The sequence below is a fragment of the Kitasatospora sp. NPDC101157 genome (assembly GCF_044768255.1).
In the GTDB taxonomy this organism is placed as follows: domain Bacteria; phylum Actinomycetota; class Actinomycetes; order Streptomycetales; family Streptomycetaceae; genus Kitasatospora.
The window spans coordinates 268,498-294,782 of sequence record NZ_JBIWPL010000007.1 but is presented as its reverse complement, the minus strand read 5'-3'; the positions used below and the strand labels follow the sequence as shown (position 1 = coordinate 294,782).

At 73.7% G+C, this 26,285-nt stretch carries 16 protein-coding genes; 8 read left to right on the top strand and 8 right to left on the bottom strand.

From position 1 onward, the window contains the following. Nucleotides 1-74: 74 nt before the first annotated feature. Nucleotides 75-2,897 carry a hypothetical protein gene (locus tag ACIRVF_RS18330; protein ID WP_402818274.1) on the bottom strand — a complete coding sequence of 941 codons (2,823 nt, stop codon included), beginning with the start codon at nucleotides 2,895-2,897 and terminating at the stop codon, nucleotides 75-77. Further along, nucleotides 2,894-6,220 carry an FtsX-like permease family protein gene (locus ACIRVF_RS18325; protein ID WP_402818271.1) on the bottom strand — a complete coding sequence of 1,109 codons (3,327 nt, stop codon included), beginning with the start codon at nucleotides 6,218-6,220 and terminating at the stop codon, nucleotides 2,894-2,896. The genes ACIRVF_RS18330 and ACIRVF_RS18325 overlap by 4 nt, the downstream gene beginning before the upstream one ends. 411 nt (nucleotides 6,221-6,631) lie before the next feature. Here ACIRVF_RS18325 and ACIRVF_RS18320 point away from each other — a divergent pair, with 411 nt between their 5' ends. After that, nucleotides 6,632-7,381 (top strand): ABC transporter ATP-binding protein, encoded by a 750-nt coding sequence (locus tag ACIRVF_RS18320; protein WP_402818268.1) that lies wholly within the window; start codon nucleotides 6,632-6,634, stop codon nucleotides 7,379-7,381. Nucleotides 7,382-7,520: 139 nt separating this feature from the next. Here ACIRVF_RS18320 and ACIRVF_RS18315 read toward each other — a convergent pair whose 3' ends face one another. The 3 genes from ACIRVF_RS18315 to ACIRVF_RS18305 all read right to left on the bottom strand — a co-directional run bounded on the left by ACIRVF_RS18315 (nucleotide 7,521) and on the right by ACIRVF_RS18305 (nucleotide 11,473). Then, nucleotides 7,521-9,041 carry an FAD-dependent oxidoreductase gene (locus ACIRVF_RS18315; RefSeq protein WP_402818265.1) on the bottom strand — a complete coding sequence of 507 codons (1,521 nt, stop codon included), beginning with the start codon at nucleotides 9,039-9,041 and terminating at the stop codon, nucleotides 7,521-7,523. 368 nt (nucleotides 9,042-9,409) lie between these two features. Continuing rightward, complete coding sequence (locus tag ACIRVF_RS18310) at nucleotides 9,410-11,032, bottom strand: alpha/beta hydrolase (protein ID WP_402818263.1); 1,623 nt, start codon at nucleotides 11,030-11,032, stop codon at nucleotides 9,410-9,412. 237 nt (nucleotides 11,033-11,269) lie between these two features. Beyond that, entirely contained in the window at nucleotides 11,270-11,473 is a 204-nt protein-coding gene (locus tag ACIRVF_RS18305; RefSeq protein ID WP_402818261.1) for a hypothetical protein, read from the bottom strand. Between ACIRVF_RS18305 and ACIRVF_RS18300 the strand changes: the two genes are divergently transcribed. Next, entirely contained in the window at nucleotides 11,445-11,837 is a 393-nt protein-coding gene (locus ACIRVF_RS18300; protein WP_402818259.1) for a TetR/AcrR family transcriptional regulator C-terminal domain-containing protein, read from the top strand. The genes ACIRVF_RS18305 and ACIRVF_RS18300 overlap by 29 nt on opposite strands. Before the next feature lie 158 nt (nucleotides 11,838-11,995). Here ACIRVF_RS18300 and ACIRVF_RS18295 read toward each other — a convergent pair whose 3' ends face one another. Together ACIRVF_RS18295 and ACIRVF_RS18290 are read right to left on the bottom strand one after the other, a co-directional pair. Then, nucleotides 11,996-12,802 carry a pyrroline-5-carboxylate reductase family protein gene (locus tag ACIRVF_RS18295; protein WP_402818257.1) on the bottom strand — a complete coding sequence of 269 codons (807 nt, stop codon included), beginning with the start codon at nucleotides 12,800-12,802 and terminating at the stop codon, nucleotides 11,996-11,998. Nucleotides 12,803-12,859: 57 nt separating this feature from the next. Beyond that, nucleotides 12,860-13,474 (bottom strand): TetR/AcrR family transcriptional regulator, encoded by a 615-nt coding sequence (locus tag ACIRVF_RS18290; protein WP_402818254.1) that lies wholly within the window; start codon nucleotides 13,472-13,474, stop codon nucleotides 12,860-12,862. Between the two features lie 171 nt (nucleotides 13,475-13,645). Between ACIRVF_RS18290 and ACIRVF_RS18285 the strand changes: the two genes are divergently transcribed. From ACIRVF_RS18285 to ACIRVF_RS18260, 6 genes are all read left to right on the top strand, one after another. Continuing rightward, entirely contained in the window at nucleotides 13,646-14,821 is a 1,176-nt protein-coding gene (locus ACIRVF_RS18285) for an FAD-dependent monooxygenase (protein WP_402818251.1), read from the top strand. Nucleotides 14,822-15,214: 393 nt separating this feature from the next. Beyond that, nucleotides 15,215-19,189, top strand: coding sequence for a Pls/PosA family non-ribosomal peptide synthetase (locus ACIRVF_RS18280; RefSeq protein WP_402818248.1), 3,975 nt, complete (start codon nucleotides 15,215-15,217; stop codon nucleotides 19,187-19,189). Between the two features lie 122 nt (nucleotides 19,190-19,311). Continuing rightward, nucleotides 19,312-20,673: a M1 family metallopeptidase gene (locus ACIRVF_RS18275; protein ID WP_402818245.1), complete on the top strand. Its 1,362-nt coding sequence runs from the start codon at nucleotides 19,312-19,314 to the stop codon at nucleotides 20,671-20,673. 209 nt (nucleotides 20,674-20,882) lie between these two features. Further along, on the top strand, nucleotides 20,883-22,262 hold the full coding sequence (locus ACIRVF_RS18270; RefSeq protein WP_402818523.1) for a serine hydrolase domain-containing protein: 1,380 nt from the start codon (nucleotides 20,883-20,885) through the stop codon (nucleotides 22,260-22,262). A gap of 399 nt (nucleotides 22,263-22,661) precedes the next feature. Then, nucleotides 22,662-23,495, top strand: a complete 834-nt coding sequence (locus ACIRVF_RS18265; RefSeq protein ID WP_402818242.1) for a GNAT family N-acetyltransferase — start codon at nucleotides 22,662-22,664, stop codon at nucleotides 23,493-23,495. Then, on the top strand, nucleotides 23,492-24,397 hold the full coding sequence (locus ACIRVF_RS18260; protein WP_402818239.1) for a lysophospholipid acyltransferase family protein: 906 nt from the start codon (nucleotides 23,492-23,494) through the stop codon (nucleotides 24,395-24,397). Before ACIRVF_RS18265 ends, ACIRVF_RS18260 begins: the two co-directional genes overlap by 4 nt. A 139-nt stretch (nucleotides 24,398-24,536) precedes the next feature. On the opposite strand, the gene ACIRVF_RS18255 is transcribed toward ACIRVF_RS18260, so the two are convergent. Beyond that, entirely contained in the window at nucleotides 24,537-26,105 is a 1,569-nt protein-coding gene (locus tag ACIRVF_RS18255; RefSeq protein ID WP_402818236.1) for an MFS transporter, read from the bottom strand. Nucleotides 26,106-26,285: the final 180 nt, after the last annotated feature.

The following is a 26,285-nucleotide window of genomic DNA, read 5'->3' as shown; positions in this document are numbered from 1 at the left end:
GGGACGTGCTCTTCACCGCTGCTCTCCTGTCTCGACGCTTTCTCCGGTTGCGGCCTGTGGTGCTGTTCGGGGTGTCATGGCTGTTCTCCGGCCCGTAGTTCGGTCGCGATCTGGCGGCGTCCGGCGATCAGGGTCTCGACGGCCACGGCGAGGGCGACGAGCAGCGCCAGACCCGCGGTGGGCAGCAGGACGGGCATCAGTGCGGGGGTGATGACGTCGCCGACCCTGGCGCCGACGAGAGTGGAGATGTCGAAGGCCGCGCCGAGCAGGGCGACGGCCGCCAGGGCGGTCAGGCCGCCGCCGAGGACGGCGGTGAGGGCCTGGGGCAGGGCCTCGGTCATGATCAGTGCCAGGCCCTGGCGGGGGCGCAGGCCCATGGTGCGCAGCCGGGCCAGGACGGCGGTGCGTTCGGGTGCCGCGCGCAGGAGGGTCAGCAGGACGGCGAGCAGGGCGAACCCGGCACCGGCGGCGGCCGCGTACCAGAACAGCCGGCCCGCGGCGTGCTGCAAGGGATCGTCCGCCAGCGCCGCCGCGTTCTCCCCGCTGCTGTGCACCGTGTAACCCGCCGGCAGACCATGGGTCGACCTGCCCGCAGCCGCCGCCTCCTCGGCGATCAGCTTGGCCATGCCGGTCGGCTGGCCCCCGCCGTTGTCCCGCAGGGTCGACCTGACCTGCTCGGGATCGATGTCGCCGACGGCGAACCACTTGTTGATCCGCTTGGCGTCCGGCAGACGCTCCCACGCCGGGCCCGCGGCCACCACGACGAACGGCTTGCCCGGGTCCGGAAGGGCAGGGGTCGCGCCGATGATCCCGGCGACCGTGGTGCGCAGACCGTTCCCGTTGGGGGTGCGCAGCACGGCCGGGCCGGCGGCCAGACGCTTGGCCAGGTCGCGGCTGAACAGCGCGGGCACCGGGGTCTCCCGGCCGCCGGGTTCGACGGCGAGCTTCGCCGGGTCGAACTCCCCGACCCCGACGGTGCGGGCGATCTCGGCGTACGCCGCCGGATCGACCACCACCAGGTAGGCCTCGGTGTAGTCCTGGTCGGCGCCGACGAAACGGGCCTTGGGCTCGACCCACGCTCCGGTCGAGGCCCGGACGCCCGGCAGTGCCGCGGCAGCCTTGGTGAACGACTCCGGCAGGGTGGTGTAGTCCGGGACGGAGACGCCGATGTCCCCGCCGGTGGCGATGCGCGCGGCGCGGGTCCGCACGTGGTCGACGGTGTCGAGCACGGTGGCGCCGAAACCGATCGTGGTGACGGCGATCAGCAGCGCGAGCAGCGGCAGCACGGACGGCTTGCGGCGCCCCGAGCCGTCACGGGCGGCCCGGGCCAGGCCGAGGAAGCCGATCAGGCCGCGACCGCGTCCGGCGAGCCTGGCCAGCCGGCCGACCGCCACCGGCTCGATCCGCGCCAGCAGCAACCCACCGGTCACGGCGAGCAGCAACGGCGCGGCCACCAACAGCGGATCCAGCCCACCGCCGGTACCGACACCACGGCGGCGGACCTCCGCGACGGCCGCGGCGGTGACCGCCAGGACGGCGAGTTCGCCGACCAGCCGCCGTCGGCCACCGACCGCCTTGCCGCGCGACCACAGCAGGGCGGCGCGGGCCGGGAAGGCCAGCAGGGCGAGCAGGGCCGCGGCCAGCGCCGCCAGCACCGCTTGGCCCCACCGGGGGCTGGGCAGCAGCGTCAGGGCCAGCGCGGTGGCCAGGACGGCGGCGGGCAGGATCGTGGCCGCACCCTCGCCGGTCAGCCGCAGCAGCACGCCGGTTCGGGAGCCGCCACGGGCGCGCAGCAACTGGATCTCGGCGGTGCGCCGGTCGGTGGTCACGGCGGCGGCCAGGCACAGCACCACGGTGACCACGCCCGCGACCCCGGCGGGACCGATCGTGCTCAGCGGCAGCGCGGCCCGGTAGCGCTGGTCCGCCCGGGTCAGGATCTCCGGCAGCCCGGAGGCGGTGTGCAGATCCGCGCGCCCGGTGGCACCGATCAGCTCGGTGGCGCCGGAACCGGTCAGGAAGGAGCTGATCGTGTTGCGGGTGCGGTCGAGCCGGTCGGCCCGCAGCGAGGCGGGATCGACGGGCAGCCGCCAGAAGTTCTCGCCGTTCGAACCCCAACGGGCCAGCGCCGCCAGGCTGTCACCGCTGACGAACCCGCTCGTCATCCAGTGCTCGTGCTCGGCGGCCGCGTTCAGACAGGCGCGGGCCGGGCAGCCGAGGTCGTCCCAGAACGGATCCTGCGGGTCGTTGATCCGGTAGAGGCCGACCACCACGGTGCTCCGCTGGGCGCCCGAGCCCTCGACGCCGTTGTCGATGACGTCACCGAGTCCGACGTGGATGGTCTCGGCGGCCTGCTTGCTGATCACGATCGGCAGCGGACCGCCGACGGTGCCGGGGGTCGGCCACGTGCCGTCGGTGAGGGTGGCCCGGGCGGACAGGTCGTGCAGGTAGAGCAGGCTGAGCACGGGAGGGTCGGCGATCCGGGCGTACCCGGGGTTGCCCATGCCGCGGTCGCCGAGGGCGCGGGTGCCGTAGGCCAGCCCCGACTGGGACAGCGTCAGCTGCCGCCCTGTCTTCTCGGTGAGCTGTTGCCGCACCCGGTCGAGCTCGGCGGCGTTGTCGTAGTCCCGGGTCCTGGAGGTGGTCTGCAGGCTGGTCGGGTTGAGGCCCTTCTGGCGGACGAAGTCCTGGAGCGCCGCGTCCGCGCCGCGGTCGGAGATGCGGGGGAAGGCCGCGGCGAGGAAGACGGTGACGAAGGCGAGCGCCGCCATCAGCACCGCGGCCAGCGGGCCGGCCCGCAGCCGGGTGCGGACCCAGGGCGCCGGGCGGTGAACGGTCTCGGGAGTGGGCACGCTGGTGCTCTCGGGAGTGGGCACGCTGGTGCCGGCCTGGGTGGTCACATCTCCTCCACGTGGCGCAGCCGGTTGGCCACGTCTCGACGGCGGCGTCCGATGAGGAAGGCGGACAGAAGTGGGGCGAGGGCGATCGCGGCCGCGAACAGCAGTGCCTGGCCGGCGGGTAGCTCGATCAGGGCTTCGGGCATGGGTGGGCGGGCGGCGGGGGTCAGGACGACGAAGGGCACGATCAGGTGGACGAGCAGGGCGCCCAGGGCCAGGCCGACAGTTGCGCCGAGTCCGACGAGCAGGGCGTGTTCGGCCGCGACGGTGCGGCTGACCTGCTTGCGGGGCGCGCCCAGGGCGAGCAGCAGGGCGGAGTCGCGGGCGCGTTCGTGGGCGGAGCCGGCGACGGCGGCGACGAAGCCGATCGCGGCGAGCAGGGCGGTGACGACCGCGATGGCCATCAGCGCGTTCTGCGGGGCCGCGCCCACCGGGTCGCTGAGCATGCCCTCGGCCACCTCGTCGTAGAGCTGGACGTCCTGGGATCCGGGCGCGGACCGTAGCGCGGCCGCGGCCCGGGCCGGGGTGCGGTCACCGGGGCCGGCGGCGGGCAGCCACCACTCGGCGTGGCCGGGCAGGGAACGGCCCTGCGCCGCCAACAGCCGCGCGGTGGTTCCCAGATCGATGACCAGCGCGGTACGGCCCACCACCGGCAGAGCCTCGACCACCCCGGTCACCTTGACCGACACGACGGTCCCGGCGAACGGCACCTGCACGGTTTCGCCGACCGAGCCACCCGTGAGCTTCAGGTAGTCCCGGGTCGCGACACCGGACAGTGCGGTCGGGGCAGTGGCCCCGGCCGGGCCGAGAACAGCGCGGAAGGTTTCTCCGGTGCCGCTCACGGCGCTGTAGCCGACGGTGAACAGCCGGTCCGCGTCGGCCTGTTCGGGCCGGACGGTGGCCGGCGGCCCGGACTGGCTCCGCCCGACCGTCCAGGAGAGCCCGGCCGGCAGGGCGACGTCGGTCGCGGGCCCGTCGGCGGTGTCGGACACGGCCAACCGGCGCACGGTGACCTCGCCGTCGGCGCGGTCACTGTAGGAGACGGTGGCCCCGACCAGGGTCAGCGGTGCGGCGGCGGAGCCCGTCGGCGCGTCGACCAGGGTGCTCAGCGGGGCCGAGGCCCGGAGGTCACCGGTGACCGGCAGTCCCGCGAACGGCACCTTGTGGACGTAGCCGAAGCGGTCCCGCAGCAGCAGCGCCACCTCCGGGGGAGCGTCGGCCATCATGTGCGCGGTGGTGGGCAGCCGGACCTGCCCGCGGAAGGTCTGCCGGACGGAGAGGTCCGCGTCGATCCGTAGGGGGTGGCCGGGCAGGGTGACGCCCGCGGCGGCGCCGGTCGGGTCGGGCTGGGCGAGCGGGCGGAACAGGTCCGGGGCGGAGTGTCCGTCGAGGAGGTCGGTGCGCACCGGGACGCGGTCGGCCAGGGCGGTGGTGTCCAGGGCGAGGATCTGCCCGGTGCCGTTGGGCAGCGCCTGGTCCTCACGGGCCACCGCGACCAGCCGCTCCCCGCCCGGCAGGGCACCGTAGCGGCCGCCCTGGCCCATCAACGCGCCGCGCGAGCCGGAGATCCGCAGACCCCCACCGGTGTCGAATCCAGCCTGGTCACGCTGCGAGGCGCTCCAGGTCGCGTGCTGGCCCAGCGCGAGCACACCCGTGGCCACCGCCATCACCAGCAGCAGCACCGGGCCCGTGGCCCGCGCCGGTTGACGCGCCAGCTGCCAGCCGACCATCGCCGGGCCCAGACCACTGCCGCGAGCCGCCACCCGCGCACCGAGGCGGGCCACCAGCGGCAGCAGACGCAGCACCACCAACGTGCCCGCGCACAGCGCCAGCGTCGGGGTCGCGACCAGCAGCAGGTCGACACCGAGCCTGCCGGAGGCGTCGGTGGACAGCCCGCCCCCGTACTGGTCGAGCTGCTGATACGCCAGCACGGCCAGTGCGAGGACGGCGAGGTCGCCACCGTTGCGCGCGACACCCGACACCACCGCCTGGCGGCGGCCCGCCCGGCGGCGCAGCGCCGCGCCCGCCCCGCGCAGCAGGCTGGGCACCGTCGCCACCGCGATGCACACCAGCGCGCACAGGACGGCCACCGGCCACAGCGTCCAGCTCAGCCCGGTCTCCAGAGCGACCTGGTGGGAACGGCCCAGACCGGCCAGGACGCGTACCAGGAACGGCGTCAGCAGGGGCGCCAGGACCGCGGCCGGCAGGGCGAGCAGCACCGATTCCAGGGCGGTGAAGACGCCCAGACGGGCACCGGAGGCGCCGCGGGCGGCGAGGAGTTCGTTCTCACGTTCCTGGCGGGCCGAGATCAGCCGCACGACCAGCAACAGGGCCGCCGTGGCCAGAACGGCCAACTGCAGGGCCCCGATCAGCAGCGTGGAACGGGCGACCAGCAGACTTGCCGACAATTCCCGTACCACCTCCGGAAGTTCGGTCGTCGCCGAGAGGGAGGCGCTCTTGCGCAGCTCATCGCCCAGCCCCTGCGCGCGCTCGCCGATCGCCCGGGCCGTGCCCTCGTCCACCCCCGCGAAGTCCGCGTCCAGCAGCCAGCCCCGACTGCTCTGCGCCAGACCCCCCGTGGTGAACGCGCTCGGGTCCACCATCATCGGACCGTAGGTGGTGAATCCGCCCACCTCGATCTCATGACCGCCCACCGGATCGATCCGCCAGTACGGCGCCACCGGATCCACCGCCCGGTACACACCCGTGACCCGCACGACCAGCGGCTTCCCGTCGAGCCGGTCCGCCAACCGCACATCCACCGGCAACGCACCCGTGGACAGGCCCAGGCGCGTCAACAGCGCCTGCGGCACCGCCACCTGCGGCACCACCGACCCGACCGGCCCGGTCACCGCACCCGGCCACACGCCCGAGACCAGACCCACCCGGTCACGGTCCAGATCAGCCAGTACGGTCAGATCGACTCTCGCGGAACCGCCCTGCCCGCCCGCCGTGTCACCGCCGGGCCCACTCGCCGCGTCACCGCCCTGCCCGCCCGCCGCGTCACTGCCCGGCAGCCCGTAGGAACGGCTGCGCAGCAGACTGTCGGTGTGCACCGGCAGAGCACCGAACAGCCCCTCCCGATACGACGCCAGCGCCGCCTCGTCCTTCTGCCGCCGGTCCGACCCGTGCTCGGCCGTGACCACCACCGTCGTCCGGGCATGGCCCGCCGAACCCTGGAGCGCCTGCCGCAGACCCGCCTGCCCGACACCACGGTTGAACACCACCAACGCGGTCAACACCGCGGTCGTGACCAACACCGTCAACAGGACCGCAGCAGCCAGCGGCAGTCGCCCACGCAACCTGCGCACGACGAAGCCGAGCATCACAATTCCTCCCCCGGTCACATCCCCGGTCGCACCCCAGCCCCACCCGTCGATCCGATCCCATCCGAACACATCGTGCTCACAGACGGACACTTCACGGGCACACCGGCGCAGTGATCACCGGCAATCGGTCGCCGGATAGCGGACGATGCTGTCAGATTCGATCCGGGAACGGAAGGGACTTGCGCGAATCAAGTAAGTAATGAGCAAATTCCTTGCATTGATAGGATCTCCGCCGGCACCGAGCCGTTGAAATGCCATGCACACTTCACAACTCCGGCTTCACCGCACCTCCCTGACCAGGAACTTCCCTTTCGCGAATTCTCCGCTCAGGAGCGGTGAACCCGCGAAGCCACCTCTACCGTTGACCCGGTCAGAACCGGGTATCCACCGCCCACAGGGGGACGCCGCATGACACGACACCAGGCCGCCGACACCGCCCCGGCGGCCGCCGCCCCGACGGCCGCGGGCCCGATGGTGGCCGTGACCGACCTCCGGCGCAGCTTCGGCACCGGCGAACGGACCGTCCACGCCCTGCGCGGCATCAGCTTCTCGGTCGAGCGAGGTGAGTTCACCGCTCTCAAGGGCCGCTCCGGCTCCGGCAAGACCACCCTGCTCAACCTGGTCGGCGGCCTGGACGCTCCGACCGGCGGCAGCATCGCGCTGGACGGCATCGATCTCGGTGGGCTGGACGAGGACGGCCGACTCGCCCTGCGCCGGGAGCGGATCGGCTTCGTGTTCCAGTCCTTCGGACTGATCCCGATGCTCACCGCCGCCGAGAACGTCGGTGTACCGATGCGCCTGCGCAAGGTCCCGCCGGCCGAGCGCGAGGAGCGTGCCCACACCCTGCTGGCGCTGGTCGGCCTGGCCGACCACGCCAACCAGCGACCCGGCGAGCTCTCCGGCGGCCAGCAGCAGCGCGTCGCGATCGCCCGCGCGCTGGCCAACGACCCCGGCCTGATCATCGCCGACGAGCCCACCGGCCAGCTGGACTCCGAGACCGGTCGCTCGATCATGGAGCTGCTGCGCGCGGTGGTCCGCAGTGAGGGCGTCACCGCCCTCGTCGCCACCCACGATCCGACGCTGATGGGGCTCGCCGACCGGGTCATCGAGCTCCACGACGGCCGGATCGTCGAGGAGGACGCGGAGCAGGCAGCGTAGCGGCGGCGGGACCGGCCGGCCGGGCCAGGGCGGCGGGCCAGGGCGGCGGGGCAGTACCAGGGACCAGGCGGACGGGGCAGAGGGGGCGGCGACGGGCGCGCGGGACCGCCGCCCCGCTCAGCGCAGCGCGAGCCGCGGCTCAGGCCCGGAGTGGCCGGATCGACTGGGCATGGTGGAACACCTCCTCTCCGTCCCAGTAGGCCTTCGCTCGTTGCAGTCGTGGATAGTTCTCCTTGTAGTAGAGCCTCGGGTACGCCGGGTCGGGCTCGTCGACCGTGCCCAGATCCACGTCCGGGTAGTTGACGTAGGCGCCGTCCGTCGCGGTGTCGATCTCCGGGACGCCTCCCGTGTCCCGGTACATCTCCCGGTAGAGCCCGCTCAGGTAGGCCAGGTGACCGGCATCCTCGGCCGGGTCGGTCCAGTAGGTCTGGTACTGCAGCTTCATGATGGAGTCCCGCTGCGGCACGGCGGTCTCATCGGGCCGGCGAGCGTTGATCCGGCAGCCGTAGGAGTCGATCTGCACCAGTGTCTTGGAGAGGTCCACTCCGTCCACGTCCCGCGTCAGCCAGTCCCAGAGAGTGGCGATCCGGCGGCGGTCGAACGGCTCCCGGTGGTAGGCCGACTTGTACTTGCCGCGCTGGTTGTCACCCGACGGGTTGAGCGTCATGGTCGCCTGGAACCAGGGGAGTTGACGCCGTCGCTCCGGATACGGCAGGAACAGACCGGTGACGCTGTGGGTCTGGACCACCGACCGGGTCGCCATCCCCTGCTCGACCGCCGCCACGAACGCGTCCAGCGGCGCCGGGTCCTCGCCGTCCCACTGGCTGAACAGCACGACGTTGCCGTTGGAGTGGTGGGTCAGCTTGAGGATCGCGAACAGCCCGTCGTAGACCGGCTCGCGGGGACCGCTGTGCTCGGCCAGGAAGGCGCCGAAGTTGGTCAGCAGTGCCTCGAAGTCGCCAGGGCGGTCGATCAGTTCGTCCCAGGGCCAGGCCACGCTGCTGATCCAGACCCGCGGCGGAGGCTCGGGCACGTCGACCGCGAAGTGGTAGCGCAGCACCACCCCGAAGTTCCCGCCACCGCCACCGGTGTGGGCCCAGAAGAGGTCCTGCTCGGGCGAACCGCTCGCGTCCTGCCGGTTCGCCCTCGTCACCGCGGCGCGGCCGCCGCGGACGGTGACCACGTCGACCTGGACGAGGTGGTCGACCGTGAGCCCGTGCCGGCGGGAGAGGAGGCCGAACCCTCCCCCGCAGATGTGCCCGCCCGCGCCCACCGAGTAGCAGGACCCGGTCGGCAGGGTGACGGCGTACTCCCGGAACAGTGTCGTGCAGACGTCCCAGTTGGTGGCGCCGCCCTCGACGTAGTACGTGGGCCGGCCGAACTTGTCCGTCCCGGCGGTCACTCCGCGCATCGTGCTGAGGTCGAGGATCACGCCCCCGTCGTTGTCGACGAAGCCCTCGTAGCAGTGCCCGCCGCCGCGTACGGTCGGACGCAGTCCGCGGTCCAGCGCCCGGTTCAACTCGGCGACCGCGTCGGCGTCGTCCGCCACCAGCCGGATGTAGGCGGGGCTGCTGTGCCAACGCTGGTTGAAGCCCTGGCTGAGCGTCCGGTAGCGGGGATCGCCCGGCAGTACCGTCCGCCCGGAGAATTCGTTTCGCATGCCCTTCCCCACTTTCTCAGGTCCGAGAGAGTCTGGCGGGCCGCACGCTAACACCACTATTCGGCTTTGTGAATTCCTTTACGAATTAGTGTGACTGTACGTCATTTCTTGTGCCGCCTCGCGGACTCGTCCAGGAGCCAGCCCTGGGGTCGATTGTCAGTGGCGTCGACTACGGTCCACGACAACTCCGAGGAATCCGCTCAACGGGAGGTTCGATGACGATCTTCCACCGCATTCTCCGCAGGCTCCGGGCGCTGCTCCGAGGGTCACGGCCGGGAACGCGGCCGGAAACGCGACTGTGGTGGGCGGCGGAACCGCCGGCCCCCACAGCCCCGGCCTCAGCGGCCGGGCGTTCGGGGGAAGGGCCCTCAGGCCGCCGGGAAGATCTCGGCGTCCGGCTTGAGCAGCTGGCCCGGCTTCGGCGCGGTGCCGTCCACCAGGTAGCGGGTGACCATCGTGTTCAGCGCGGTGCTGCGGCCGACGGCGCAGTGCTCGATCGAGTCGACGCTGACCAGCACGGCGTTGCCCAGCTCCTGCTGCATCCGCTGGGCGAACTTGTACTGGGTGGCCGGGTCGTAGAGGTTGCCGATGACCATCACGGTGTTGGAGGTCTTCTTGTTCCACGGGCCGCTGAAGCGCTCGGCGTCCCGGGCGGGGGCCGGCCAGCTCGCGCAGGCCGGGGCGTCGAAGGCCTGGTAGCGGCCGAAGGTCGGCGACTCCTTCTCCCACGCCCGGGCGACGTTGGCGAACACCCGGTCGTTCGACGGGTACGGCTTGTCCTGGCAGTTGACGCCCATGTAGGAGTCGTCACCGGTGTACTCGGAGTCGGCCGGGGCCTCGCGCAGCGCGCGCGGGACGTTCACCGTGAGCGTGTTGGCCTCGTCGTCCGGGACGCTCGCCTTCGGGGCCAGCAGGGCGGCCGCGGCCGGCTTCCGCATCACCTGGTAGGTGGCCTGCAGCGACTTCGCCAGCGGAGCCAGCTTGGCCTGCGAGTACAGGGCGCTCGCCACCTCGCTGGTGAAGCTGCTCAGCGTCACCTGGGAGCCGTTGGACAGCGTGATCGGGCTGGTCCGCAGGTGGTCACGCAGCTCGTCGAACTTGGCCCGGGTGTCGCCGTCGCCGAAGGCGCAGCGCGGGGCGCCGGCGGCCTGGCAGCGCTTCAGGAACTCGTCCAGGGCCAGCTCGAAGCCGCCCGCCCGCTGGCGGTCGTACTCCAGGCCGTTGTGCAGGCGCAGGTTCGGGTCGACGTTGCCGTCGATGATGATCGCGCGCACCTTGTTCGGGTATATGTTCGCGTACGTCGAACCGATCAGGGTTCCGTAGGAGAAGCCGGCGAAGGTGAGCTGGGAGTCACCGACGGCACGGCGCATCCGGTCGAGGTCGCGCACCACGTTGATGGTCGACATGTGCTCGATCAGCGGGCCGGCGTTCTTGCTGCAGGCGTCGGTGTAGTCCTGGTCGGCGTCCAGGGTCTCGTCGACCTCGGCCTTGGTGACGGGCACGCCCACCATGCGCTTGTTGACCGCGTCGGCGTCTTCCTGGGTCTTGAAGCACTTGAGCGGGTTGCTCCGGGCCACGCCGCGGGGGTCGAAGCCGACCAGGTCGAACTTGGCCTGCACCTCGGCGCCGAAGCGGGTGGTGGTCGCCCACATGTAGCCGCTGCCGCCGGGGCCGCCCGGGTTGAGGAACAGCGAGCCGATCCGCTTCGACGGGTCGCTCGCGCGCCGCCGCATCATGGCGATGCCGACCTTCTCACCGGACGGGTTGTCGTAGTCCAGTGGCACGGGGTAGACGGCACAGTCGTAGATGCCGGGGTCCGGCTTACTCGGGTCGGGGTTGCACGGCTTCCAGTCGACGGGGTCGACCTTCGCCTCTGCGGCCGCCGCACCCGGGGCCTGGTCGAACGGCGCGGCCGACGCGGCCACGGCGGTTCCGGTGACAAGGGCGAGCGCGCAGGTGACCGCTCCGGCCAACGTGGATATGCGGGACAAGGAACCTCCTCCGTACTGAAAGGGCGGCCCCAGCCTGTCAGTCTGAGAACTCCGTGTGAAGACCTCGAAGCGGCGGAAATCTTTCGAGTTCCGCGCCGTACCCGTTCGGAATATTCTGTGAATGAGGCAACTTGACGGTTCATTGACCCGACGGCGGCTCAACGACCGAGGTTTCGGGACGAGGGAGTCGGCCCGGGCCGTGGGCTCCGGCGCGCCCACGACCCGGGGGGCCGACCGCTATTCGGCGATCGGCTGCGACAGGTTGTCCTCGGCCACGACCTGGTAGACGGCGTTCAGACTCGGCGGCCCGACCAGGTCCTTGATCCGCCGGAAGCGGCGCTCCTCGACCGGGGCGAGGCGCTCCATCCACTCCCCGATGGACTCCGGCCCGTGGTCGCCCTCGATCAGCGCGATGGTGATGACCTCCCGCGCCCCCGCCATGCTCACCGTCCTGGCCACCAGGCCCGCCGCCACCACCGCCTCGCTCACCCTGCTCGAACGCGGCATCACCGTGCTCCGCGAGGACGGCGTCCCGCTCGCCGACGCGCTCGACGTCCTCAACTCGGTGGTCATGTGGACCCTCGGCCACACCCTCAGCGAGGTCGGCGAAACGCCGCACCACGAGGGCACCGAGCCCCGGCCCGGGCAGTTCTCGGCACTCGACCGGACCGCCTATCCCCACCTCGCCCGGGCCTTCGACACCGGCGAGGGCCTGGACTCCGAGCAGCGCTTCCACCGCACGCTCCGCATCCTGCTCGCCGGCTACGCCGCCGAGCTGGGACACCCGGAGGACCCCGCCTCCTGACACGACCGCGAGCAGTGACCTCGTCATCCCGCGGACCGTCGCGCGGTTCCGCTTCAACCGGGGAGCCCGCCGTCACACCTGCCGGGTGGCGTGCGCTCCCGGGGTCGGTCGCGGCCTGAGCCCGGGGAACCGCGCCGGTCGGCCCGCGTGTGCCGGGGTCAGTGCAGGAGTTGGCCGGACCGCTCGTTGTCACGGGTGGCCTGGAAGGCGGTACGCCAGGCTGTGACGAGGCCGTCGCGGGCGGCGTCGATCGCGGCAGCGGTGTTGCCGCCGGGAACCGCGACACGGTCGATCACCTCGGACAGGGAGGCACCGCCGCCGACCAGGAGACCGGCTGCCTCCAGGCTGCACGAGACGAGTTGCTCCGCCAGCGCCCGCGGCAACGGGGCGTTTCGCCCGCACTGGGCCTGAGCCATCGCCGCTGCGGCCGCCGCCAGCAGGGCGGGGCCACAGGACGCCAGGTCGGTCGCGGCGCGGCCCTGGTCCTCGGAGACGACGAACGGGGTGGAGAACGTCCGCAGCAGCGCGAGGAGGTCCTCCACCGCGGGCTCGGTCATGCCTGGCCCGGGCACCACGAGCGTCGCGCCGACGCCGATCTCGTTGCCCGCGCTGGGGATCAGTTTGGCCACCGGTCCCGGCACCGCCTCGGCCAGATCGGACAGGAGCTGCCGGTTGCTGATGGTGACCACGAGGTGGTCCGGCGTCAGCCCCGGCCGCAGCTCGTCGAGTACGGCGGGCAGCGCCGCCTGCGGCGTGCACAGGACGATCAGTGCCGCGCAGCCCGGCAGTTCCGGCGCGGGCGCGATCCGCACGCCGGGGACGGCCTGCTCGAACCGCGCGATGCTGGAAGCAGAGCGCCCGACGGCGTGGACCCGGTCCGGCCCGACGGCCCGACTGAAAGCCGCCGCCAGGGTCTGGCCCATGCGGCCCAGGCCGACGATTCCCACCGTTCGGAGCTCAGTCATGGCCGCAAGCATCGCAGATCCGCATCACGGCCAACCGGCCGCGGCCGGGCAGAGTTCCTAAGCCCCGGTCGCGCCGCGCAGCGCGGCCGCCACCAGGCCCTGGAGCTCGTCGGCCCCGGTCTCGCCCCCGCCGACCAGGCGGTCGAAGACCAGTCCGTCGATGCAGGCCAGGAGGGTGGCGGTCCGCCCGTCAGGGTCGGCGACCCCTCGGTCGGCGAGGAAGGTCCGGACGACGGCCCGGCCGGCGTTCTCGCGCGGCACGAGGATCTCCCGCAGTTCGGGATCGCGGACGCTCTCCACCGCACAGGCGTACCTCGCCAGCGACCGCCGCCGGCCCTCGCCGGTCAGCCGGTGCCGCATCAACTCGGCTATGCCCTCCACCAGTTCGTCCGCCGAGCGGATCACCACCCGCTCCCCCATCGCCTGCAGCTCCCCCTGGTCCAGCTCGACCAGGCGCCGCACCAGTGCGGTCAGCAGTGCCTGCCTGGTGCGCAGGTAGGCCGAGGTGGTGCCGACCGGCAGCCCGGCCGCCGCGTCGACCGCCCGATGGGTCAGCCCCCGGACCCCCGCGTCCGCCAGCACGCCGATCGCCGCATCCGCCAGCACGGTCCGCCGGTCCGGCCTCCCCGCCCCGCCCGTGCCGCCCTGCTTCTCGTCCTGGTCTCGCCGCATCCCCCCTTTCTACCGGGCCGGGCTCCCATCTCGCCCTTCCGGCCGCCGTTGGAGCAGCCGTCTCCACCGTCCAGGAGAGCCCACCCCTCCCCTCCGGTCGCCCCCGTAAGCCCGTAGTACGCTCCTTCTACAGCTGTAGAAGACAGCGCGGCAGCACGGGAAGGACCGGGCATGAGCAACAACAGCGCGGTGGTGGTCGGTGGCGGCATCGGCGGGTTGGCGACCGCGATCGGGCTCCGGCTGGCGGGGTGGGACGTCACCGTGATCGAGCGGGCGGCCGTCCTGGACGACGCCGGAGCCGGGATCTCGCTCCACGCCAACGGCATGCGGTCACTCGGGATCCTCGGCGTCGGCGACGCCGTCGAGGCGGCCTCGCGGCGCCAGTACACCGGCGGGACGCGGACGCCGGACGGCCGCCGGCTCGCCCTGATGGACGGCAGGGCGCTGGAGCGCGAGCTGGGGGCGCCGATCGTCGGCATTCCCCGCGCCGACCTGCACCGCATCCTCCGCGAGGCGCTGCCCGCCGAGTCCCTGGTGATCGGCGCCGAGGTGACGGAGATCGACACCACCGACCCCGCCCGGGTCACGGTGGGCTACGGCGGCACCACCCTGGAGGCCGGTCTGGTCGTCGCAGCCGACGGCATCAACAGCCGGATCCGGCGCCGGCTCTTCCCCGCCCACCCCGGGCCGGTCTACAGCGGCTCGACGGTGCTGCGGGCGATCACCGAGCGCCCGGTCGACGGGCTGACCGCCGACTTCGAACTGACCTGGGGACACGGCGCCGAGTTCGGCCACATCGCCTTCCCGGACGGCCGGGCCGAGTGGCACGCCGTGCTCAACTCCCCGGCCGGGGTGCGCTACCGCGACCCGCTGACCGAGGTCCGCCGTCGTTTCGCGCGCTGGCACGACCCGATCCCGGCCCTGCTGGCCGCGACCAGCCCGGAGGCGGTGCTGCACCACGACGTCAGCGAACTGGTCACCCCTCTCCCCTCGTACGTCTCGGGCCGGATCGCCCTGCTCGGCGACGCGGCCCACGCCATGACGCCGCACCTCGGTCAGGGTGCCTGCCAGGCCCTGGAGGATGCCGCGACCCTCGCGGCGGCGGTCGCCGGGAGCCGGACGGTCGAGGCCGCGCTCACCCGTTACGACGCCGCCCGCCGTCCGCGCAGCCAGACCGTGGCCCGCGACGCCCGCCGGGCCGGCCGGATGGGCCAGCAGCTGACCAACCCGCTGGCGGTCGGCCTGCGCAACGCCGCGATCCGCCTCACCCCGCCCGGCGCGATGATGCGGACCGTCCTGAAGCACGCCGACTGGACCCCGCCCAGGATCGCTCCCCGGGCCGCCTAGGTACGGACCGGCGCGGCGCCACGGGGCCGGGCGGGCCGGGGCGAAGACCGCCGAAACCCCGGCCCGCCCGGCCCATCACCCGAAGGGAGCAGCACTTCCTGTGGCATGGATCACGATCGCGCATTCGAGCTGACGGTCCGTCAAATGGACTGACGGGTCGTCATGTCAAAGCCATCGCGTATCAGTTGCACACTGATGGTGCGTCAGATCAAGCCATCACGGCCCCAGTTGGGCCGAGTCCCAGCTCCTGCCGGCCCGGAAGGCCGGGGCTACCATCGGTCGGGTTGTCCGCTCCGGCCCCGGAGTGGGGGCACCCGTCAGGCGAGTGCTCCCACCGCCCCAGGGGCCGGACATCGGTCGGAACGGGGCGAGGACGAGGAGCGCACGGCTGCCATGACAGCTGGACCGAGCCACCCGAAGCAGTACGCCACGCCGCTGCGGCCCGCGCCGGAACAGGACGCGCCGAAGCAGGACCGCCCGGAACCCGCCACCGCCGACCGGCCCGCGCCGACGCGGTCTGCGCGGCCCGCGCAGCCGCAGGCCCTGTTCCCCGGCCGCCCGGCCGCCGCCCCGCGCACCCTGGCCGACGTGCTGGACGCCACCGTGCGGGCCCACCCCGACGAGCCGGCCCTGGACGACGGCCGCACCGTGCTCAGCTACCGCGCCCTGGCCTCCGAGGTCGAGCAGCTGCGCCGCCGGCTGGCCGCCTCCGGCATCGGCCCGGGCGACCGGGTCGGCGTCCGGGTGCCATCCGGCACCAACGACCTGTACGTCTCGATCCTCGCCGTGCTCGCCGCCGGTGCCGCCTACGTCCCGGTGGACGCCGAGGACCCGGACGAGCGGGCCCAGCTGGTCTTCGGCGAGGCAGCCGTCGCCGCCGTGCTCGGCGCCGGGCGCAGCCTGAGCGTCACCACCACCCGCCCGGCCGCGAGCGTGCGCCGCCCCACCCCGGCCGACGACGCCTGGATCATCTTCACCTCCGGTTCGACCGGCAAGCCCAAGGGCGTCGCCGTCACCCACCGCAACGCCGCCGCCTTCGTCGACGCCGAGGCCGCGCTCTTCCTCCAGGAGGAGCCGATCGGCCCCGGCGACCGGGTGATGGCCGGACTGTCCGTCGCCTTCGACGCCTCCTGCGAGGAGATGTGGCTGGCCTGGCGGCACGGCGCCTGCCTGGTGCCCGTCCCCCGCTCCCAGGTGCGCAGCGGCGCCGACCTCGGCCCCTGGCTGGCCGAGCAGGAGATCACCGTGGTCTCCACCGTCCCGACCCTGGCCGCGCTGTGGCCCGCCGAGGCGCTGAACGAGGTCCGGCTGCTGATCTTCGGCGGCGAGGCCTGCCCGCCCGAGCTGGTGCAGCGCCTGGTCACCGAGGGCCGCGAGGTGTGGAACACCTACGGTCCGACCGAGGCCACCGTGGTGGCCTGCGCCGCCCTGCTGACCGGCGAGGGCCCGGTCCGGATCGGCCTGCCGCTGGACGGCTGGGACCTCGCCGTGGTGGACGAGGCCGGGCAGCCGGTCGCCCCCGGCGGCACCGGGCAGCTGGTGATCGGCGGGGTCGGCCTGGCCCGCTACCTGGACCCGGAGAAGGACGCCGAGAAGTACGCGCCGCTGCCCTCGCTGGGCTGGGAGCGCGCCTACCGCAGTGGGGACCTGGTGCAGGCGGACCCGGCCGGCCTGCTGTTCCTCGGCCGCACCGACGAGCAGATCAAGCTCGGGGGCCGCCGGATCGAACTCGGCGAGGTGGACGCCGCCCTGCAGGCCCTGCCGGGTGTCGCGGGCGCGGCCGCCGCCGTGCGGACCGCGCGTGGCGGCAACCAGCTGCTGGTCGGCTACCTGGTGGTCCAGGAAGGCTTCGACCGCGAGCAGGCCGTCGAGCGGCTGCGCGCCGAGCTGCCGGCCGCCCTGGTGCCGCTGCTCGCCCCGGTCGAGACCCTGCCCACCCGCACGTCCGGCAAGGTCGACCGCAACGCCCTGCCCTGGCCGCTGCCCGAGCTGAAGGCCGCCGGACCGGGCGAGCAGCTGTACGGCACCGAGGCCTGGCTCGCCGAGCAGTGGGCCGAGATCCTCGGCGTGCAGGTGACCGGCGCGCGCGACGACTTCTTCGCGATCGGCGGCGGCAGTCTGGCCGCCGCCCGGCTGACCACGCTGCTGCGCATCCGCTACCCGAGCGCCGCCGTGCTGGACATCTACCAGCACCCGACGCTGCGCAAGCTCGCCCGCCACCTGGAACGCGGCGCCGCCGAGGGCGGCGAGGCCCGGACCGTCACCCTGGTCCCGACCCGGGCGAAGCTGCTCCAGTTGCTCCTGCTGGTCCCGCTGTTCACCGTGGTCGGCCTGCGCTGGACGGTCGGCCTGCTGGCCGCCGGGAACCTGCTCTCCCACTTCGGCGGCTACCCGTGGGCGCCCACCGCCTCCTGGTGGGCGGTCGGCGCGGGCGCGCTCGTGCTGTACAGCTCGCCGGGCCGGCTCGCGATCGGTGCCGGTGGCGCCCGGCTGCTGCTGCGCGGCCTGCGCCCGGGCAGCTACCCGCGCGGCGGGGCCGTGCACCTGCGGCTGTGGGCGGCCGAGCGGCTCGCCGAGCTGAGCGGCGCGACCGGGCTGTCCGGCGCCTGGCTGGTTCCCTACGCCCGGGTGCTGGGCGCGAAGATCGCCCGCGAGGTGGACCTTCACTCGCTGCCGCCGGTCACCGGGATGCTCAAGCTGGGCCGGGGCTGCGCCGTCGAGGCCGAGGTCGACCTGTCCGGCTACTGGCTGGACGGCGACCGGCTGGAGGTCGGTCAGATCAGGGTCGGCGCCGATGCGGTGGTCGGCACCCGTTCGACGCTGCTGCCCGGTGCCCGGGTTGGCAAGCGCGCCCAGGTGCTGCCCGGCTCCAGCGTCACCGGCCAGGTGCCGACCGGCCAGCGCTGGGGCGGCGCGCCCGCCGTCAAACTGGGCCGGGCCGAGTGGTCCTGGCCCGCCGAGCCGCCGGTCCGCCGGCCCGCCTGGGCCGCGCTGTACGCGGCCGGCGACGCCCTGCTCGGCCTGCTCCCGGTGCTGCCCGCCGCGGCCGCCCTCGCCGTGCTCTCCGGCTTCGTCGACCGGGGCGCCGACCTCGGTCCGGCCCTCGGCGGCGCCCTGCTCGGCCTGCTGCCCGCCACCCTGGCGTACGGAGCGCTGTACGCCACGCAGCTGGTGGTGCTGGTCCGGCTGCTGAGCACCGGTCTGGTGCCCGGGGCGCACCCGTTGCACGGCCGGGTCAGCTGGCAGGCGTGGATGGTCAGCCAGCTGATGGACCGGGCCCGCGAGGTGCTGTTCCCGCTGTACGCCGGGCTGGTGACCCCGCTGTGGCTGCGGGCGCTGGGGATGCGGGTCGGCCGGGGTGCCGAGGTGTCCACGGTGCTGGCGCTGCCCAGCCTGACCACCGTCGGGGACGGCGCGTTCCTGGCCGACGACACCCTGATCGCGCCGTACGAGCTGGGCGGCGGCTGGATGCGCCTGGGCGAGGCGAAGGTCGGCGACCGGGCGTTCCTCGGCAACTCGGGGATGACCGCGCCGGGCCGCTCGGTGCCCAAGCGGGGCCTGGTGGGCGTGCTCTCGGCGACGCCGGCGAAGGCGAAGAAGGGCGGCTCGTACCTGGGCATGCCGCCGGTGCGGCTACCGCGCGCGGCGGACCGGGCGGACCAGAGCCTGACCTACGAGCCGCCGGCCCGGCTGCGGTGGGCGCGCGGACTGGTCGAGCTGGCCAGGCTGGTGCCGGTGCTCGTCTCGGGGGCGCTGGGCCTGGCGACGGTGGCGGCGCTGTCCTGGCTGGCCGCCGCGGGCTCCACCCTGCTCGCTGCGCTGCTGTCCGGACCGGTGCTGCTGGCGGCGGGCGGCGTGGCCTGCCTGGTCGCGGTGGCCGCGAAGTGGCTGCTGGTCGGGCGCTTCCGGGCGGTGGAGCACCCGCTGTGGAGCGGTTTCGTGTGGCGCAACGAGCTCGCCGACACCTTCGTCGAGGTGCTGGCGGTGCCCTGGCTGGTCGGTGCGGTACTGGGCACCCCGGTGCTGAACCTGTGGCTGCGGGCGCTCGGCGCCAAGGTCGGGCGCGGCGTGTGGTGCGAGAGCTACTGGCTGCCGGAGGCGGACCTGGTCACCCTCGGGGACGGAGTGAGCGTCAACCGGGGCTGCGTGGTGCAGACGCACCTCTTCCACGACCGGATCATGCGGATGGATACTGTGGTCCTCCGCGAGGGCGCCACCCTGGGCCCGGGCGGGATCGTGCTGCCCGGCAGCACGGTGGGTGCGCGCAGCACGCTGGGACCGGCCTCGCTGGTGATGCGCGCCGAGTCCGTCCCTGCGGACACGCGGTGGCTGGGCAACCCCATCGAGGCCTGGCAGAGCACCCCGTGACCACCCCTCCGACCGACCGCCCGGGCACGACCAGCCGTCCCCCCGGCACGACCGCCCGTCCCGGCAAGACCGACCGCCCGGGCACGACCCCCCGTCCCGGCCCGCAGGAAGCGCCCGCCCCCGTGAAGCCCCACCACGCCCCGCCGGCCGCCGGCGGTCCGGACCCGTACTTCCCGAACAGCGGCGACCACCGCTACCGGGTGCACCGCTACGAACTCGCCCTCGACTACCGGCCCGGGCCCAACCGGCTGGCCGCCTCGGCCCGGCTGAGCGCGGTGGCGAACGCGGCGCTGGCCGAGTTCGCGCTCGACCTGGCCGACTTCCGGATCGGGCGGGTGCTGGTCGACGGCAAGGCCGCCCGCTACACCCACCGCGGCGGCAAGCTGCGAATCCGCCCGGCGAAGGCGCTCGCGGCGGGTGCGGCCTTCACCGTCGAGGTGCACTACACCGGCAACCCCCGACCGGTGCGCAGCCCGTGGGGTGGGCTGGGCTGGGAGGAACTGACCGAGGGCGCGCTGGTGGCCAGTCAGCCGGTCGGGGCGCCGTCCTGGTTCCCGTGCAACGACCGGCCGGCGGACAAGGCGGCGTACCAGGTGGCGGTGACCACGCCGTCCCCGTTCACGGTGCTGTCCGGCGGGCGGCTGCTCACCCGGACCAGCCGCGCCTCCAGCACCACCTGGGTGTACGAGCAGAGCGCGCCGACCTCGTCGTACCTGGTGACGGTCTCGATCGGGCACTACCGGCCGGTGCCGCTGACCGCCCGCCCCGACGCGCCCCGGGCCGGATTCGCGCCGCGGACCGGGTACGTGCCGCAGACCGGGTACGTGCCGCAGCGGCTGGCCGAAGCCTTCGCCCGGGACTTCGCCCGGCAGCCGGAGATGATGGCGTACTTCACCGACGTCTTCGGGCCGTACCCGTTCGGCGAGTACGCGGTGGTGGTCGCGGACGAGGAGCTGGACGTCCCGGTGGAGGCGCAGGGCGTGGCCACCTTCGGCACCAACCACCTCGGCGGCGGCTGGGAGCGCGAGCGGCTGATCGCGCACGAGCTGGCCCACCAGTGGTTCGGCAACAGCGTCTCGATCGCCGACTGGCGGCACATCTGGCTCAACGAGGGCTTCGCCAAGTACGCGGAGTGGCTCTGGTCCGAACACGCCGGCGGCCCGGGCGCGGCCGTGCACGCCGCCGCCGCGCACCGGCTGCTGGCCGGGCTGCCGCAGGACCTCCGGCTCGGCGATCCGGGCCGGAGGCTGATGTTCGACGACCGGCTGTACCAGCGCGGCGGCCTGACGGTGCACGCGCTGCGGCTGGCGCTCGGCGAGGACGCGTTCTTCGCGATGCTGAGGGACTGGGCGGGCGTCAACCGGCACGGCGTGGTCGCCACCTCCGACCTGCTCGCGCACGCCTCCCGGTACACCGCGACCCCGCTCGGCCCGCTGTTCGAGGCGTGGCTGGAGCGGCCGGAACTTCCGCCGCTGACGGCCTGATCGGAGGGTCCACCTGATCGGGTGGCTCCGCCTGATCGGGTGAAGTCGCGTTGATCGAGCGGGTCGGCGGGACGGACCGACGGGACCGAGGGACCGACCTACGGGACCGACCGGAGGGACTGACCGGAGGGCCGGTGCAGCCCTGTTCGCACTGGTCCGGGGCCCGGTTGGGCTACTGTCCGTCCATGCCGATGAGCTCAGACGATCAGATGACCGACCAGTCCGACCAGTTGCTGCCCACCACCCGACGCGCCCTGCTGCACCGCGTCGCCGTCGCCCAGGCCGAGGGCCGCACCCCCTCCCTGGTGGCCGGGGTCGTGCGGGACGGCCGCCTGGTGTGGAGCGGCGCCCGCAGCATGGTCGACGGCCACGCCCCGGACCCGGACGTCCAGTACCGGATCGGCTCGCTCACCAAGACCTTCGTCGCGGTGCTGGTCCTCCGGCTGCGCGACGAGGGCCTGCTCGACCTGGCCGACCTGTTGGGCCGCCACCTGCCCGGCACCCCGGCCGACGAGGTCACCGTCGCCCAGTTGCTCGCCCACTCCGGCGGGCTCGCCGCCGAGACCCCCGAGCCCTGGTGGGAGCGGACGGACGGCTCCCTGCGGCCCGAACTCGGCGACCTGCTGGAACAGGAGAACCCGCTCAAGCACCCGGCCGGGCACCGCCACCACTACTCCAACCCCGGCTACGCCCTGCTCGGCGCCCTGGTCGAGGAACTGCGCGGCGAGCCCTGGGGCGAGGTGCTGCGCCGTGAGGTGCTGGCCCCGCTCGGCATGGACCGCACCACCCTGCTGCCCGAGCACCCGCACGCCGGGGGCTTCGCCGTCCACCCCTGGGCCGACGTCATGCTGCCCGAACCGCTCACCGACACCGGCCTGATGGGTCCGGCCGGCCAGCTCTGGTCCACCGGCGCGGACCTGGCACGCTGGGCGGCCTTCCTCGCGGCCGGCGACGACAAGGTACTCACGGCCGGCACCCTCGCCGAGATGCGCCGCCCCGCCGTCGGCCCGTGGGACGCCGAGTGGACCTCCGGCTACGGCCTCGGCCTGCAACTGCGGCGCCACGAGGGCCGGGTGCTGTACGGCCACTCCGGCTCGATGCCCGGCTTCACGGCCGGGCTGTGGGTCAGCGCGGACGACGGGCTGGCCGCCTTCGCCCTGTCCAACGCCACCAGCGGCGCCAACACGCCGCTGCTCGCCGCCCAGTTGATCGGCATCACGGCCGCCCACGAGCCGCGAGTGCCCGCGCCCTGGCGCCCGCTGTCCGAGGTGGACGCGGAACTGCTGGCGCTCACCGGCCCCTGGTACTGGGGCGCCGCGCCCAACGTCCTGCGGCTGCGGGCCGAGGGCGTGCTGGAGCTCACCGAACTCGCGGGCGGCCACCGGGGCTCGCGCTTCCGGCCCCAGCCGGACGGCAGCTGGCTCGGCCTGGACAACTACTACGCGGGCGAGACCCTGCGGGTGGTCCGGCACCCCGACGGGACGGTCAGCCACCTGGACATCGGCTCCTTCGTCTACACCCGCGAGCCGTACGAACAGGCCGCCGCCGTTCCCGGGGGCGTCGACCCGCAGGGCTGGCGGGCGTTCTGAGCGACGGCGGAGACGTGAAGCCCCGGACGTGACGGCGGGAACGTGACGGCGGGGGCGTAACGGCGGGAACGTGACGGCGGGGACGTAACGGCGAAATGTGACGCCGGCGACGACCTGACGGCGGAGCAGCCGGGACCGCGGGGGCGCGCGAGTCAGGTGCGCGCCCCCGTTGTCCACCCAGGACGAACGACCGCCTGGTGCCGGGCAGATGACCGGCAGGCTGCGAAGGATCCCATTCAACAGGTGCACATCTGCGCTCCGCCGGGCCGCAACGTGAATGCCAACCGGCTTGGAGACACATACGGGGACCGGTTCGCACCCATGCCCGACTCCTGCGGGCCGGGACGGTGCCCTGGCGATCCACGGCACCGCCGATCGTGCTGCCCTGGAGGGTCCGCCATGACCACCGTCCCCACGTACGCTCCGTCCGCAGTCGCCCCCACCCACGACACCCCGGTGGTTCCCGCCCCGCGCCACCGGCCGGCCCCGGCCTCCGCCTACACCGTCTCCCTCGCCCGCGACGAGGGCGACGTGCGCGCCGCCCAGCGGCTGCGCCACCAGGTCTTCGCCGCCGAACTCGGCGCCGACCTGCACAGCCCGGTCGCCGGACTCGACATCGACCCCTTCGACGAGTACTGCGACCACCTGCTGGTCCGCGAGGGCGAGGACGGCGCCGTCGTCGGCACCTACCGGCTGCTGCGCCCCGAGGCCGCCCGCCGGGCCGGACGGCTTTACTCCGACGGCGAGTTCGACCTCTCCGGGTTGGCGCCGGTGCGGTCCGGACTGGTCGAGCTCGGCCGCTCCTGCATCCACCCCGCCCACCGGGGCAACGGCGCGGTCATCAACCTGATGTGGGGCGGAATCGCCCGCTACCTCGCCGACACCGGCAACACCTGGGTCGGCGGCTGCTGCTCGATCGGCCTGGAGGACGGCGGCGCCACCGCCGCCCGGGTCTGGGACACCGTCAGCGCCAAGTACCTGGCCCCCGAGCAGTACCGGGTGGCCCCGCACCGCCGCTGGGACGCCACCGGCGTTCCGCGCGCCGAGCGCGGCGCCCTGCCCGCCCTCCTCCGCGGCTACCTGCGACTCGGCGCCTGGGTCTGCGGTGAGCCCGCGTACGACCCCGACTTCGACTGCGCCGACCTGTACGTGCTGTTGTCACTGGAATGCACCGACCCGCGCTACCTGCGGCACTTCCTGTCCGGAGCACCCGCCCTGGGAGCCTCGTCATGAGCGTCTGGCTCCCGACCGCGCCATGCCGACCGGAAACCTGCCTGGGCGAGCGCGCACCGGAGGTCTCGCACCCTCGGCGGGCGCTTCGGCTGACCGCCTGCCTGGTCGTGGTGCTCGTCGGCGTCCTGCTCAGCCTGCCGGTGCGGCTGCTGCCGTACGGCGCCCGGGACCGGCTGATCCGGCTCTGGGCCCGGGTGCTGCTGCGCACCCTCGGGGTGACCGTCCACCTCGGCACGCCCGGGACCCCGCGGACGCCGCGGACACCCGGGGCAGCCGGGACGGGCGGAGCAACCGGGACGGGCGGAACGGGCGGCGGATCTCCGGTCGGTGGCGGGGCGGTCGGCGCCGACGGGGCTCTGGTGGTGGCCAACCACGTGTCCTGGCTGGACATCCCGCTGCTCGCCGCCGGGCGGCCGGGGCGCTCGCTGGCCAAGACCGAGGTCCGCAGGTGGCCGGTGCTCGGGCCGCTCGTCGCCTGGGGCGGCACCGTGTTCCTGGACCGTGACCGGTTGCGCACGCTCCCGGACACCGTGGCGACCGTGACCGAGGTGCTGCGCTCCGGGCACCCGGTGATCGTCTTCCCGGAGGGGTCGACGTGGTGCGGGCGGGAGAGTGGCCGGTTCCGGCCCGCGCTGTTCCAGGCGGCGGTGGAGGCGGGCGCCTTCGTCCAGCCGGTGACGATCCGCTACCGGCTGGCGGACGGGCGGCCGACCAGCGCACCCGCCTTCATCGGTGACGACGGGCTGCTCACCTCGCTCGCCCGGGTGGTCGCGGTACGCGGGCTGGTCGCCGACGTCACCTTCCTGCCGCCGATCCCGCCGCCCGGGCCGCAGCCCTCCCGGGCGGGGGCCCGGCGGGAGCTGGCCCGGGCGGCGCAGGCGGCGGTGGAGGGGATCCGCTGAGGCGGCTGTGTCCGCGGCCACTCGCGTCGCCCGGCCGCCCCGGGCCGCCCCGGCCCGGCCCCACTCGACTCGAACCGGCCCGGCCCGGCCCCGCTCGACCCGAACCGGCCCGAACCGGCCCGGCCCGGCTCGGCTCCGCTCAGACGGAGCTGGCCCCAGCGAGTTCCTCCGGCCGCGCGTCGTCGTGGCCGGCCGCGGCGAGCGGACGCGCCCGGCCGAGCAGGACGGCGACCAGCACCGCGGTGACGGCGAGCGCCACCGAGCCGCAGCGCAGCGCGAGGTGGATGCCGTCGACGAAGGCTCCGTCCACCGCCTGCTGGACCGGCGCGGGCAGCGCTTCGGCCGCCCCGCCGCCGGCGTTCGCCGCCCCGGTGGGCGCGTCCGCGATCGAGCCCACGGCCGACGCCGGGACGCCGAGCCGGTTCAGGGCCGCGGTCAGCTCGTCCGTCATCCGGTTGGTCAGGACGGCGCCGAGCACCGCGATCCCGAGCACGCCGCCGAGTTCGCGCAGGGTGTTGATGGTCGCCGAGGCCATCCCGGTCTGCACCGGGGAGACCCGCTGGAGCACCGCGATCGAGACCGGCGTGAAGGTCAGGCCCATCCCGAAGCCCAGCAGGAACAGCGTCCAGAGGTACTCGGGGTAGTGGGCGTGCTCGCCGTACAGCGACAGTCCGCCGAGGCCGACGGCGCAGAGCGAGAGGCCGAGCACCATCGGCAGCCGGGGGCCGTACCGGGCGGCGAGGCGACCGGACAGCGGGCCGGCGACCACCAGCATCGCGGTCATCGGCAGCCCGCCGTAGGCCGAGCCGGACGGGGACCAGCCGAGCACGCCCTGCATCAGCAGCGGCAGGAAGAACAGTGCACCGAACATCCCGAAGCTGACCATGAAGCCGCTGAGCATGGCGCCGCTCAAGGCGGCGTCTCGGAACAGCCGCAGCTCCAGCATCGGCTCGGTCAGACGCAGTTCGAGCAGCAGGAAGGCGACCAGCAGAACGACGGCGACGGCGCCGCAGCCGATCACCCGGGAGTCGGTCCAGCCTCGTGAGGGCCCCTCGATCAGGGCGTAGACCAGCAGACCGAGGCCGGCGGCCGAGAGCACGAAGCCTCCGAAGTCGATCCTCCGGGCGCGCGGCGGAATCGTCGGCAGAACCTTGGCGGCGAGGACGACCCCGGCCACGCCGATCGGCACGTTGATCCAGAACACGCTGGCCCAGCCGAGGTGTTCGACCATCGGGCCGCCGATCACCGGGCCGATCGACAGGCCGAGGGCCGACACCCCTGACCACACACCGATCGCCTTGGCGCGTTCCCGCTCGTCGGTGAACACGTGGCCGAGCAGGGTCAGGCTGCCCGGGGTGAGCAGCGCGGCGCCCACGCCCTGGACCATCCGGGCGCCGACCAACACCCCGATCGTCCCGGCGAGTGCGGCCACGGCGGAGCCGACCGTGAACAGGCCGAGGCCGACCACGAACATCCGGGCGCGGCCGTGGCGGTCGCCGAGCGCGCCGCCGGTCAGCACGAGTGCGGCGTAGACCAGGCTGTAGCCCTCGGCCACCCACTGGAGTCCGCTGATCCCGGAGTCCAGGTCCTGCCCGATCCGGGGCAGCGCGACATTGACGACAACATTGTCCAGCATGGCCATGAACATGGCGACGCAGAGTGTCAGCAGCGCCAGCCCCTGCCTCCGGCGCGTACTCGACTCCTCCATGGATCCCTCCCGATTCCCCATCCCTAACGGTGTCAGGGATTGGCATGGTACGAACAGAGTGCCCCTAACACCGTTAGTTCGCAAGTCGCATTCCCGACCTGCGCATTCGCCCGCCGAGCGTTCGTGGCACTGTTGACCCGCCGCACCGGGGCCACCGGACCTCCGATCCACCGGACGGCA

Excerpts from the sequence above, each read along its gene's own strand:
- ACIRVF_RS18325 (WP_402818271.1), bottom strand. The coding sequence starts at position 6,220 with ATGCTCGGCTTCGTCGTGCGCAGGTTGCGTGGGCGACTGCCGCTGGCT.
- ACIRVF_RS18320 (WP_402818268.1), top strand. The coding sequence starts at position 6,632 with ATGACACGACACCAGGCCGCCGACACCGCCCCGGCGGCCGCCGCCCCG.
- ACIRVF_RS18315 (WP_402818265.1), bottom strand. The coding sequence starts at position 9,041 with ATGCGAAACGAATTCTCCGGGCGGACGGTACTGCCGGGCGATCCCCGC.
- ACIRVF_RS18300 (WP_402818259.1), top strand. The coding sequence starts at position 11,445 with ATGGTGATGACCTCCCGCGCCCCCGCCATGCTCACCGTCCTGGCCACC.
- ACIRVF_RS18305 (WP_402818261.1), bottom strand. The coding sequence starts at position 11,473 with ATGGCGGGGGCGCGGGAGGTCATCACCATCGCGCTGATCGAGGGCGAC.
- ACIRVF_RS18295 (WP_402818257.1), bottom strand. The coding sequence starts at position 12,802 with ATGACTGAGCTCCGAACGGTGGGAATCGTCGGCCTGGGCCGCATGGGC.
- ACIRVF_RS18290 (WP_402818254.1), bottom strand. The coding sequence starts at position 13,474 with ATGCGGCGAGACCAGGACGAGAAGCAGGGCGGCACGGGCGGGGCGGGG.
- ACIRVF_RS18285 (WP_402818251.1), top strand. The coding sequence starts at position 13,646 with ATGAGCAACAACAGCGCGGTGGTGGTCGGTGGCGGCATCGGCGGGTTG.
- ACIRVF_RS18280 (WP_402818248.1), top strand. The coding sequence starts at position 15,215 with ATGACAGCTGGACCGAGCCACCCGAAGCAGTACGCCACGCCGCTGCGG.
- ACIRVF_RS18270 (WP_402818523.1), top strand. The coding sequence starts at position 20,883 with ATGACCGACCAGTCCGACCAGTTGCTGCCCACCACCCGACGCGCCCTG.
- ACIRVF_RS18265 (WP_402818242.1), top strand. The coding sequence starts at position 22,662 with ATGACCACCGTCCCCACGTACGCTCCGTCCGCAGTCGCCCCCACCCAC.
- ACIRVF_RS18260 (WP_402818239.1), top strand. The coding sequence starts at position 23,492 with ATGAGCGTCTGGCTCCCGACCGCGCCATGCCGACCGGAAACCTGCCTG.
- ACIRVF_RS18255 (WP_402818236.1), bottom strand. The coding sequence starts at position 26,105 with ATGGAGGAGTCGAGTACGCGCCGGAGGCAGGGGCTGGCGCTGCTGACA.